This window comes from Kineosphaera limosa NBRC 100340 (genome assembly GCF_000298215.1).
Lineage (GTDB): Bacteria > Actinomycetota > Actinomycetes > Actinomycetales > Dermatophilaceae > Kineosphaera > Kineosphaera limosa.
In genome coordinates this window covers 82,202-93,906 of the sequence record NZ_BAHD01000011.1, presented here as the reverse complement: position 1 = coordinate 93,906, position 11,705 = coordinate 82,202, and the positions used below count along the sequence as shown (strand labels likewise).

At 69.5% G+C, this 11,705-nt stretch carries 10 protein-coding genes; all 10 read right to left on the bottom strand.

Annotated elements, in window-relative coordinates; genetic code table 11:
- The coding region (locus tag KILIM_RS04045; RefSeq protein WP_006591348.1) for an HD domain-containing protein at positions 1-988 on the bottom strand (988 nt) is incomplete at its 3' end.
- Between the two features lie 17 nt (positions 989-1,005).
- Entirely contained in the window at positions 1,006-1,536 is a 531-nt protein-coding gene (locus tag KILIM_RS04040) for an adenine phosphoribosyltransferase (RefSeq protein ID WP_006591347.1), read from the bottom strand.
- Positions 1,537-1,605: 69 nt separating this feature from the next.
- The gene (gene secF, locus KILIM_RS04035) at positions 1,606-3,003 is read right to left on the bottom strand and encodes a protein translocase subunit SecF (RefSeq protein ID WP_006591346.1); all 1,398 of its coding nucleotides are present in this window, start codon (positions 3,001-3,003) and stop codon (positions 1,606-1,608) included.
- Complete coding sequence (gene secD, locus KILIM_RS04030; RefSeq protein WP_006591345.1) at positions 3,000-4,901, bottom strand: protein translocase subunit SecD; 1,902 nt, start codon at positions 4,899-4,901, stop codon at positions 3,000-3,002. Before secD ends, secF begins: the two co-directional genes overlap by 4 nt.
- Before the next feature lie 245 nt (positions 4,902-5,146).
- The gene (gene mnhG, locus KILIM_RS04025) at positions 5,147-5,446 is read right to left on the bottom strand and encodes a monovalent cation/H(+) antiporter subunit G (RefSeq protein ID WP_006591344.1); all 300 of its coding nucleotides are present in this window, start codon (positions 5,444-5,446) and stop codon (positions 5,147-5,149) included.
- Entirely contained in the window at positions 5,443-5,817 is a 375-nt protein-coding gene (locus KILIM_RS04020) for an MrpF/PhaF family protein (protein WP_006591343.1), read from the bottom strand. The genes mnhG and KILIM_RS04020 overlap by 4 nt, the downstream gene beginning before the upstream one ends.
- A complete protein-coding gene (locus KILIM_RS24860) occupies positions 5,810-6,469 on the bottom strand; it encodes a Na+/H+ antiporter subunit E (protein WP_006591342.1) in 660 nt (219 codons plus the stop codon). Before KILIM_RS24860 ends, KILIM_RS04020 begins: the two co-directional genes overlap by 8 nt.
- Complete coding sequence (locus tag KILIM_RS04010; RefSeq protein ID WP_006591341.1) at positions 6,466-8,064, bottom strand: Na+/H+ antiporter subunit D; 1,599 nt, start codon at positions 8,062-8,064, stop codon at positions 6,466-6,468. The genes KILIM_RS24860 and KILIM_RS04010 overlap by 4 nt, the downstream gene beginning before the upstream one ends.
- Entirely contained in the window at positions 8,061-8,579 is a 519-nt protein-coding gene (locus KILIM_RS04005) for a Na(+)/H(+) antiporter subunit C (protein WP_006591340.1), read from the bottom strand. Before KILIM_RS04005 ends, KILIM_RS04010 begins: the two co-directional genes overlap by 4 nt.
- Entirely contained in the window at positions 8,576-11,596 is a 3,021-nt protein-coding gene (locus KILIM_RS04000; RefSeq protein WP_006591339.1) for a Na+/H+ antiporter subunit A, read from the bottom strand. The genes KILIM_RS04005 and KILIM_RS04000 overlap by 4 nt, the downstream gene beginning before the upstream one ends.
- Positions 11,597-11,705: the final 109 nt, after the last annotated feature.

The window sequence follows — 11,705 nt, the reverse complement described above, 5'->3', positions numbered from 1 at the left end:
GCACCCGCACCGCCACCAGGTCGTAGATGTCCGAGAATTCGCGGCCGCGCACGATCATCTTCTGGTACACGGAGTAGTAGTGCTTAGGGCGCCCGGTGACCACCGCGCTGATGTGGGCGGCCTTCAGATCTTCGGCCACTTGCTCCTTGACCCCTGTCAAGAACTCTTCGCGGGCGGGGGCCCGATCGGAGACCAGGCGCACGATCTCGTCGTAGACCTTGGGGTAGAGGGTCAAGAAGGAGATGTCCTCCAGTTCCCACTTGATCGTGTTCATGCCCAGGCGGTGCGCCAGCGGCGCGTAGATCTCCAGCGTCTCGCGAGCCTTGCGCTCGGCGGACTCACGCGAGACGTACCGCCAGGTGCGGGCGTTGTGCAGCCGGTCCGCCAGCTTGATGAGCAGCACCCGGATGTCGCGAGACATCGCGATGATCATCTTGCGAACGGTCTCGGCCTGTGCCGCCTCCCCGTAGGTCAGCTTGTCGAGCTTGGTGACCCCGTTGACCATCTGCGCGATCTCTTCGCCGAAGTCGCGCCGCAGCTCGTCCAGGCTGTAGGCGGTGTCTTCGACCGTGTCGTGCAGCAACGCGGCCGCCAGTGTCGAAGGAGTCATACCCAGCTCGGCCAGGATCGTCGTGACCGCTAGCGGGTGGGTGATGTACGGGTCGCCGCTCTTGCGTTTCTGCCCCTGGTGGGCCCGCTCGGCCACCGAGTAGGCCCGCTCGATGAGGGCCAGGTCGGCCTTGGGGTGGGTGCTCTTGACGGTGTGCAGCAGCGGCTCGAGCGCCGGATTGACCTGATGTCGGGGGCCACCGAATCGGGCGAGGCGGGCGCGCACGCGGGAGGTCGGGGGGATCGAAGGTGTGGGCGGGGTGACCGGTTTGGCCCCCGGGCCCGGCGGCAGCTCTCCCTGTCGGGGCACTCCCGATGGCGGCACGCCGCGATCGACAGCGGCCTTGTCAGCCGCTCTGGCGTCGATCGGTTCTTCCATGACGTAATGATAGGGGCTCAGATCGACAGCAGTGAGCGCACCCGGTGCCCGCCGAGTCGTTCGCGGCCACGCAGAAATCCGATCTCGCAGACAACGTCGAGCGCGACCACCTGCGCGCCCGTCCGTTCGATGAGTTCGCAGGCCGCCGCCGCGGTGCCGCCGGTCGCCAGCACGTCGTCCATGACGAGCACCCGCTGCCCTTCGCGGCAGGAGTCCTGGTGCACCTCGATCGTCTCGGTGCCGTACTCCAGGTCGTAGGACGCGGTGAACGTCGCGGCCGGCAACTTGCCCTTCTTGCGGATCGGCACGAACGGCACCCCCAGCGCCACCGCGACCGCCGTACCGATCATGAAGCCCCGCGCCTCGATTCCGGCGATGACGTCGACCTCACCCGAGTAGCGCGCGACGGCATCGTCGACGATCGCCCGCATCGCCACGGGGTCGGCGAGCAGCGGTGTGAAGTCCTTGAACACCACCCCCGGCTTGGGAAAGTCCGGCACGTCCCGCAGGCGGCTGGCGATGAGAGCGGCGAGAGCGTCGCGATCCATGCGCACATTCTGTGCCAGGCACACGTCGTGTGGTGCGGCGGCCCCCCGCGGGTCTGCCGAGCTGACTCGCTACCGCTCGTCCTGCTGCTCCTTGTCGAGGCCCTGGCCGCCATCCTTGTCGGCCTTGTCGGCCTTGCCGGGCGCCCGGTCGACAACCTTGTCGCGATCCTTGCTACCCCTCCCCTTGCGGCCCCGCGGCGGCTCCGCGCGACGCATCGAGGGGTGGATGGGCCGGCCGGTAGCGGTGTACTCCACGGGCGCCCCGGCGTTCGCGTCGTCGGCCGCCGCTTCACCGTTGCGCTCCGCCAACGCGGTCGCGCCGCCGCCGGAGCCCGCCGTCCCGGGACTGATCATCCCGGGGATCCCTGCACCGAAGACCTGGGCGGCCGATCCGGCGGCAGCGCGCGCCCCACCGGTCGTGGCGCCGGTGCTCGTCGGTGCCGCAGCGGCGAGCACCGCCTGCGGTCCGGTGACCGGAGGCGCCGTGCCCTGCGTGCGGGCCTCGACGCGCTCGCGCAGCTGCTTCATTCCGGGCTCCCGCTCGCGCATCCACGCCAGCAGCGGGGCCGCGATGAAGATCGAGCTGTACGTGCCGAACGCGATGCCGATGAACAGCGCCAACGACAGGTCCAACAGAGTGCCCGGGCCCAGCAGCCAGAAGCCGACGACCAGGATGCAGGCGACCGGCAGCAGCGCCACCACCGACGTGTTGATCGAGCGCACGAGAGTCTGGTTGATGGCGTGGTTGGTGGCCTCAGAGTAGGTGCGCCGCCCCGTGGCGACCGCCTCCGCGGTGTTCTCGCGCACCTTGTCGAAGACCACCACGGTGTCGTAGAGCGAGTAGCTCAGGATGGTCAGGAAGCCGATCATCGTGGCCGGGGTGATCTCGAAGCCCACGATCGAGTAGATGCCGACCGTGATGAGCACGTCGTGAGCCAACGCGATCATCGCCGCCAGCGACATCTTCCACGTGCGGAAGTAGACGCTGAGCATCAGCGCCACGAGCACCAGGAAGACGATGAGCGCCTGCAGCGCCTGCCGGCTGACACTCTCACCCCAGCTGGGGCCGATGACCGAGGCGGAGACGTCGGTCGTGCTGACCCCGAAGGTGTTGGCCAGGCCCTCGGTGACGTCCTGCGTGCGGCGCTCGTCGAGCTGTTGGGTCTGCACCCGCACGACGTCGGCGCCGATGAGCGTGACCGTCGGGGCCGCCGCCTCACCACCCTCGTCGCGCACCACGTCGGTGGCGCGCTCGGCGAAGTTGTCGGTGTTCGCGACGCCCGCGATTCGGAAGTCCGAGCCACCGGTGAACTCGATGCCCATGTTCAGGCCCCGGACCGCCAGACCGCCCAGGACCAGCAGCACGAGCACCAGCGAGGTGATCATCCAGTACTTGAACTGCCCGATGAAGTCGAACGAGCGCTTGCCCGTGTACAGGTCGTTGCCGAAGGTGGCCATGCGGCTCATGCGGAGACCTCCTGCGGTGTGGTGGCGCTGTCGGAGAGGCGGGTTCGGCCGCGGCCCCGATAGGCGGGAATGGCGCCGATGGTGTCGGGGTGGAATCCGGAGAGGCGGTGCCCGTCACGGAAGAACTTGACGTGCGAGAGCAACGACAGCAGCGGATGGGTGAACATGACGGTGACGAACAGGTCGAGCACCGTCGTCAGCATGAGCACGAAGGCAAAGCCGCGCACGTTGGAGGTCGCCAGGGCGTACAGCACTGTCGCGGCCAGGAAGCTGACGGCGCTGGAGATGTAGATCGTGCGGCTCGCGCGGGCCCAGCCGCTCTGCACCGCCGATTGCAGGCGTCTGCCATCTCGTAACTCGTCGCGGACCCGCTCGAAGTAGACGATGAACGAGTCCACGGTGGTGCCGATCGCCACGATCGCGCCGGTGATGCCTGCCATCGTCAGGCGCAGGTTGTAGCCCCACCCGAAGAGCGTCAGCACCAGATACGTCAACCCGGCGGTCACCAGCAGCGAGGCGACGGTGACCAGGCCCAAGGCCCGGTACTGCCACAGGGAGTAGAGCACGACGAGCAGCAGTCCGACGGCGCCGGCGATCATCGCCAGCCGCAGCTGGTCGCCGCCGATCGTCGGGCTGACGCTTTCGGTCGACTGCACGGTGAAGCTCATCGGCAACGCGCCGAACTTCAGCTGGTTGGCCAGGGCCATGGCCGACTCGGCCGTGAAGTTACCGGTGATCTGCGCACGTCCGTCGGGGATCGCGTTCTCGAAGCGCGGCGCCGAGACCACGTGGTTGTCCAGCACGATCGCCAGCTGGTTGCGCGGCTCGGGCAGGCCGACCATGTAGCGGCTGACCGTGGCGTAGGCCGCAGTGGCCTCGCCGCCGTCCATCTGCAGGTTGACCTGGTAGCCGCCCGTGGGCGCGCCGGTCTGCTGGCTGACGATGGGGCCGGAGCTGGCGTCGGCGAGTTGATCACCGGAGATGACGGCGGGGCCGAGCAGATACTTGGCGGCGCCGTCGTCGCTGCAGGCCACGCTCGGCTGCAGCGGGTCCTCCTTGCTCGGGTCGTAGACCGGCTGGGCGCGGCAGTCGAACTCCTCCAAGCGCTGCGACCACTGCGCCGTCAACCACGCCTCACTGGAGGCGTACTCGATGAGTTTCTGGGGGTCCGCCGCGTCCTGCGGCGTGATCGTCGGCGTGCCCTCCTCGCTCGTGGGCAGCCCCAGACCCGGCGTTTCCGTCGGCTCCGGGGTAGCAGCGGGGCTGCCCGTCGGCGTGGCGGTCGGGCTGGCCGTCGGGGTGCCGGTCGGGGTCGGCGTGGCCTGCTGCAGGCCGCGCGGCAACACCGCACCGGCCGTCGTCGGGCTCGGCGCCGGGGTGGCCGGCGAGGCGGTGGCGCCACCGGTGGGCGAAGCGGCCGGTTCGGTGGCGTCGGGCGTCGGTGCCGTGGGGTCGGCCGCCGGCTCGGTGGGGTCACCCTCACCGGGAATCGGGCTGACCTCCATCGGCGACCCCGCGACGACCGTGATGACCGGGCGGAACCGCATCTGTGAGGACTGCCGCAGGGCGTCCTCCTGTTCGCGGGTCATCGCGCCGGGCACGGCGACGACAACGTTGTTGCCGAGCGTCGCGACCTCAGCTTCGGCGACGCCCTGGCCGTCGACCCGGGCGCGCATGATGTCGACCGCCTGGTCGAGTTGCTCGGCGTTGACGGTGCCGTCGGCCGTCTGGGGCTGCAGCACCATCTGCGTGCCGCCCTCGAGGTCGAGGCCGAGCTTGGGCGTCCACGACCCGTCGGAGAACTGCACCGAGGCGATCAGGCCCCCCGTGAGCATGAGCGTGATGAGCGTGAAGATCGCCAGCGTGCTCCGGAAGGGGCGAGTCTTGGGATTAGCCACCCTCAGACCTCGATCCGTCGCTGCGTGGGGGTGCGATACCCGGCTCGTTCCATGACCGTCCCATCAATGCTGCTGGTGCTGCTGGCGTGTGCGTGCGCCGCGTGTTCTTCCGAATCCCCCACTCGGATCGGCGCTTCCGGTCGACCGCGCAGGTGGCGGTCGCCTCGATCGAGTGTAGGAGACGCCGCGCCGCGGAATCCAACGAGCCGCGCCGCGCGGCGGTGCCCTACCGCGTGCAACGCGGCTCAGCGGGGGTGATCGTCGCGGTACCGGGCCCTGGCCACGAGGTGCGCGGACACCGGGATCGTCAGCATTTGGAAGATGCCGACGAGCACGAGCATGCCCACGTCCAGCCCCGAGCGCAGCCGCAATCCGATGCCCAGGAGCACGAGCAACAGCCCCAGCGCCTGCGGCTTGGCACCGGCGTGCATCCGCGAATACAGGTCCGGCAGGCGGAGCAGGCCGATCGACGAGGTCAGGCACAGGATCGAGCCGGCCAGGATGGCCAGCACGCCGACGGCGTCGGCCAGTGTGTCGATGCTCACGAGGGACCCCCCTGCTCGCCCTTGCGGGCCGATCGGCGTCGGGGACGTGTCACGGGCAGCACTGCGGTGGAGCCGCCGTCGCCGGGCAGATCGGCGGGGTCGTGCGGCTGCGGCATGAACCGAGCGACCGCCACCGAGCCGAGGAAGCCGACGAGCGACAGCGAGATGACGATGGGCAGGGTGGTGGAGCTGCGGGTCAGAGCCGCCAACGCGCCGAGGGCGCAGACGATCGTGGAGACGAGCACTTCGGTGGCCACCGTGCGGTCCAGCACGCTGGGTCCGCGGATGATCCGGACGATGGCCAGCAGCGCCGACAGTCCCAGGCACAGGGCGATGGCCCCGAAGAGTGTGGTCTCGAGGGTCTCAGGCACGGGCACCTCCCGGCTCGGGTCGAGCCTCGTTCGCGGAACGCGGCGGGTACCGGCGGACCGACAGGGCCTTGAGCACGCGGTCCTCCTGAGCTTGCACCCGCTGGCGCATCCGCTCGATGTCTTGGGAATTGCGCGCATCGAAGATGTGCAGCAGGAGGGTACGACCGGCCCCGTCGGACTCGATGTCGATGACGATGGAGCCGGGCACCAGGGTGGTCATCTGCGCGACCATCGTGCACAGCAGGTCGTTGTCGCCGCGCAGGATGATCCGGGCGAACCGCCCTTCCGGGTGCACCCAGGGCGCGCACGCCTTGTAGGCGACCTCGATGCTGGCGATGACCATGTCGATGAAGAAGCGAACGAACAACACGATCGTCGACCACGGTCGGATGCGGATGCCGTAGCGCACCGGCGGCAGCGGGAACAGCACGAGCACGCCGGCCGACACGATGGCGCCGGAGATCACGTTCATCCACGAGAAGTTGCCCCACAGCATCACCCACACGAGGGTCAGCACGCACCACGTGACCGGTTGCACGCGCCGCCGCACGACGCCTCGGCGGGCGGCGACCACGTCGGCGGCCGTCGCTCCGGAGGTCGCCCGGTCGCCGGCGGATTCCCCGCCGGCGTGCTGCGACGAGTCCTGGCTCACGGCACCACCCCCTGGTCGAACACGCTGGTGATGTACGGGCTGCGGGCGCGCAAGTCGGTCGCAGCGCGGTCGGTGATCTCGTACAGCGGGCCGGCCGCGACGGTGATGGCGACACCGAGGATCACCAGGCCGGTCGTCGGCAGGGTCATGCCTCGCGGGATGGCCCGCACGACGCCGAGTCGCAGCGCGCCCGTCGGGCTGTCGATGGCGGGCCGCTCCTGCCCGCCGCCCGGCTCGGGGGCGCGGCGCCAGAACGCCTGGGACCACACGCGGCTCACGGCGTACAGGGTCAACAGGCTGGTCAACACCGACCCGGCGATGAGCAGGTAGGCCAGCCAGGTGCCGCTCTGCACGCCGCCCTGCAGCAGGGCCACCTTGCCGAGAAATCCGGAGAACGGCGGGATGCCGGCGAGGTTCATCGCGGGGATGAAGAACAGGACGGCGATCAGCGGTGAGGTTCTGGCCAGCCCGCCGAGTTCACTCAGCGAGGTGCTGCCCCCGCGCCATTCGATGAGTCCGGAGACTAGGAACAGTGCGGTCTGCACCATGATGTGGTGCACGACGTAGAAGATCGCGCCGGAGAGCCCGATCTCGTTGCCGATCGCCACGCCGAAGAGCATGTAGCCGATGTGACTGACGAGGGTGAAGGAGAGCAACCGCTTGATGTCGTCCTGCGCGATGGCCCCCAGGATGCCGACGATCATCGTCAGCAGCGCCGCCCACAGCAGCACCGTGTTCAGGGTGTCTTGGGGGAACAGCAGTGTCTGGGTGCGGATGATCGCGTAGACACCGACCTTGGTGAGCAGACCGGCGAAGACCGCGGTCACCGGTGCCGGTGCCGTGGGATACGAGTCCGGCAGCCAACCCGACATCGGGAATACCGCGGCCTTGATGCAGAAGCCCAGCAGCAGGAGCACCTGCAGCGTGACCCGTGTGGAGTCGGGCAGCGCGTCGAGGCGCCCGGCGAGCTGGGCGAGGTTGACGGTGCCGGTGGCCGCGTAGGTCAGCGCGATCGCCGTGAGGAAGATCAGCGAGGAGAGCATGCTGACGAAGACGTAGTTGACTCCGGCGCGTACCCGCTCGGCCGTGCCACCGAGGGTGAGCAGCACGAAGCTCGCTGTGAGCAGCATCTCGAAGCCGACGAAGATGTGGAACAGGTCGCCGGACAGGAACGTCGTGCACACGCCGGCGAGCAGCACCATGAGCGTGGGGTGGAAGATCGGCAGCGGTGAGCCCGCGTCCCGCTCGTCCTCGCTCGAGCGCCCCTGCCCGATCGAGAACAGCAGGACCGAGAACGTGACGATGACCGAGACCAGCACCATGAGCGCGGCGAGCCGGTCGGCGATGAGCACGATGCCCATGGGCACCGGCCAGCCGCCGGCCTCCACGACCAGCGGACCGAACCGGTCGGCACCATAGACCAAACCGCAGGCGGCCATCAGCACGCCGACGAAGACGGTGATGCTGATGAACCGTTGCCATTGGTCCCGGCCCCCGAGCACGAGGGTCAGGCCCGCGCCGACCAGCGGCAGCAGCACGGGTAGCGGCACCAGCCACGTCGGGGCGGCGGGCAAGGTGTCGAGCACGGGGGTCATCGGTCGTCTCGCTCGATGTCGTGGCCGGCATGGTCGCTAGCGGGCGCCGTCGCCGGCGCCGGGCAGTCAGGGTGGTAGCAGGCTCCGGGATCGGGGTCCTCGTCCTCGTCGATGGGGTCGGCCGCGTAGTCGCTGTCGGAGGTGTCGTTGGCCTGAGCCTTCAGGCCGATACGGGTGGCCTCGAGGTCGTCTGCCACATCGTCGGTGCGGGACAACTGCCAGGAGCGGTCAGCCAGCGCGAGCACGAACCCGGTGAGCGCCAGCGTGATGACGATCGCGGTCAGCACCAGCGCCTGGGGCAGCGGGTCGCTGATGCCGGTCTCGTCACCGGAGGGATAGGGCACGATCGGCGGGCGCCCCGGCGGGCCCGCCGCGACGACGAACATGAGGTTGATGCCGTTGCTGATGAGCAGCACGCCGAGGAAGGCGCGCACGATGCCGCGGGACATCAGCAGCACGACACCCGAGCCGAAGAGCACCCCGATGAGCAGGGCCAGGGTCAGGTTGGCGGTCATCGGCCCTCCCCCGGTCCTTGTCGCTGTTCGTGGTGCTGTTCGGGGTCGCGTCCGCCGTTCTGTGCAGGTGGCAGCCCGTCACTGGCCGGACCCGAGGTAGGCGTGCCGGCGCCCCCGCTGGTCGCGCGAGCCAGACGGGCGGCGCGGGGGGCGCGGGCGTCGTCGATCTGTTGGTCGATGGCGCCGCCGAGGCTGCGCAGGATGTCGAGCACCAGGCCGATCACGACGAGGTACACCCCGACGTCGAATACGAGCGAGGTGACGATGTGCAACTCCCCGATGAGGGGCATGGGGATGTCGTAGATCCACGTCTGCAGCACGTCGCCACCGGCGATCATCGAGGCCAAGCCGTTGCCGGCGGACAAGAAGAGGCCGATGCCGAGCAGCAGACCCGGCAGCACGGGGATCGCTGCGCGCAACTCCTCGCGCCCACCCGCCAGGTAACGCAGCGTCAGCGCCAGACCGGCGACGATGCCGGCCGCAAAGCCGCCACCGGGGTCGTTGTGCCCGGCGAAGAGCAGGAAGACCGACCAGAGCATGACGACGTGGAACGTCAGCCGCGCCACGACCTCGAACATCACCGAACGCTGCTCCGGGCGGATGCGATTGTCCTCGGCGAGCCAGCGGCCGTAGGAGACCCCGCGGCGGGTCGACTCGCGGCGGCGGGCCCGGGAGTCGGCGAGCCGACGACGCACCATCGCGAACCGGTCCTCGTGCAGGAAGACCAGGCTGGCGATGCCCGTGGCGGCGGCCAGGACGACCGACAACTCGCCCATCGTGTCCCAGGCCCGAATGTCGACCAGGATGATGTTGACGATGTTCTGCCCGCCGCCGTACTCCACGGCCTCCGGCCCCATGCCCACCGAGGCGGCGGGAAACGAGCGGGCGTGCGGCATGGCCAGCGCCAAGGCCGCGGCGACGGCGCCCACCGCCAGGCCGAAGCCGGCTCGCGTCATCCGGTCCCAGCGCGGCCGGTCGGCCGTGAACCGGCTGGGGAAGCGACGCAGGACCAGCACGAAGACGATGATCGATAGCGTCTCGACGAGAACCTGGGTGAGGGCCAGGTCGGGCGAACCGAAGATGAGGAACAGCAGCGCGCAGCCGTAGCCGGTCGCGCCGACGAGGAAGACGGCGCGCATGCGGCGGCGGGCGCGTACGGCCCAGATCGCGCAGACCGCCATGATGGCCGCCGTGATGACCTGGGGGATGCCGTCGGACAGCCGCATCCCCGCCAACGCCGCGGACCAGTCGGTGCTCAGCAGCACGAACCCGCCGGGGAAGGCGAGGAAGACCATGAAGATGAGGGTCAGCGACAGCGGCAGCGAGCCGCGCTGCAGCGCCGCCGTCACCTCGAGCGAGCCGCGGTCGAGGTGGAGCATGACCTTTCGATACGCCCCCTCGGCGGACAGCCGGTGCCACAGTCGCTCGTTGACGTCGGCCTGCAACTCCTCGACGCGGGTACGGATGAGCGCCAGGCCGATTCCGCAGGCCCAGGTCAGCAGCGTCAGCCAGAGGGCGAGGTTGAAGCCGTGCCACAGCGTGAGTTCGCTGGAGGCCACGCTCTCGCCGGCGGTGTCGGCCCAGCCGCGCAATCCCGGCTCGAAGAACGGTGCCAGGGGCCCGGCGAGCAGGCTCAGCGCGGCCAAGGTCAGCGGCACTCCGGTCAGGACCGGGCCGGGCGCGTGCACCGGGGTGGGCTCCCGATCGGGCTGGGTGCGGAAGGCACCCCACACGAAGCGCACGCTGTAGGCGAAGGTGAGGATCGAACCGATCACCAGGACCGCGAGCACCCAGACATCCCAGGGCTCGTCGAAGTCGGTGAAGGCGCCGTAGGCGGCCTCCTTGCCGACGAAGCCTAGCAGCGGCGGCAGCCCGGCCATGGACGCCGCCCCGACGACACCGGCGATGGCCAGGCCGCGCGCGCTACGTCCGAGGCCGGACAGTTCGCGCAGGTCACGGGTGCCGGTCGCGTGGTCGATGGCACCGACGACCAGGAAGAGGCAGGCCTTGTAGAGCGCGTGCGCGAGCACCATCGCCACCCCGGCCAAGGCCGCGGCGCCGGTGCCGGCGCCGACGAGGATGACGAGGAAGCCGAGTTGGCTCACGGTGCCGTAGGCGAGCAGCAACTTGAGGTCGTTCTGGCGTAGCGAGCGGTAGGCGCCCAGAACCATGGTCGAACCGCCGAGGACCAGGACGAGGATCTTCCACAGCGGAACGTCGGCGTAGGCCGGGGCGAATCGGGCGACGAGGTAGATGCCGGCCTTGACCATCGCGGCGGCGTGCAGATACGCGCTGACCGGTGTCGGCGCAGCCATGGCACCCGGCAGCCAGAAGTGGAACGGCACCAGGGCCGACTTGCTCATGGCGCCCAACAGCACGAGCGCCACGGCAGCAACCATCACCGGGTCGGTGACCGGCGGCGCGGCCACGGCGGTCGCGATGACCTCGGACAGGCGGTAGGTGCCGTAGTTCTCGCCGATGATGATGAGGCCGACGAGCATCGCCAGGCCGCCGAAGGTCGTGACCACGAGGGCCTCGGTGGCGGCCGACCGGCTGGCCCTGCTCTCGGGACGGTGCCCGATGAGCAGGTACGACAGCACCGTCGTGGCCTCCCAGAAGAGGTACAACATGAGCAGGTCGTCGCTGGTGACCAGCCCGAGCATGGCGCCGGCGAAGCCGAGCAGGCAGCCGGCGAAGCGCCCCAGGTTCGGCTCGTCGTCGGAGAAGTAGGCCGAGCAGTAGGCCAGGACCAGGGCACCGACGCCGCCGACGATGAGGCAGAGCAGCCAGGCCAGGGCGTCCATGCGGAACGCCAGCTCCAGGCCGATGCTGGGTACCCAGGCCAGCGTTTGCATCGGCGGTGTGTCCGACAGTGCCTGGGGGGTGAGCCACAGCGCGTAGCCGAACGTCAGTACGGGCGGTATGGCGAAAATCCAGAAGGCCCGGCGACCCAGTCGCGAGGTGAGTACCGGAGCAAGACAAGCAAGCAAGACATGGAGCACCAGCAGCTCGCCCACGCACACCTCCCGAATCGACCGCGGCCACCGTATCAATCGGGGCGAAGACCCCGAGGCATCGCTCGCCCGCAGATTGTCTGCCGACGTCTGATATAGAGCACCGGAGCAG

Excerpts from the sequence above, each read along its gene's own strand:
- KILIM_RS04040 (WP_006591347.1), bottom strand. The coding sequence starts at position 1,536 with ATGGATCGCGACGCTCTCGCCGCTCTCATCGCCAGCCGCCTGCGGGAC.
- KILIM_RS04005 (WP_006591340.1), bottom strand. The coding sequence starts at position 8,579 with ATGACCGCCAACCTGACCCTGGCCCTGCTCATCGGGGTGCTCTTCGGC.
- KILIM_RS04010 (WP_006591341.1), bottom strand. The coding sequence starts at position 8,064 with ATGACCCCCGTGCTCGACACCTTGCCCGCCGCCCCGACGTGGCTGGTG.
- secF (WP_006591346.1), bottom strand. The coding sequence starts at position 3,003 with ATGAGCCGCATGGCCACCTTCGGCAACGACCTGTACACGGGCAAGCGC.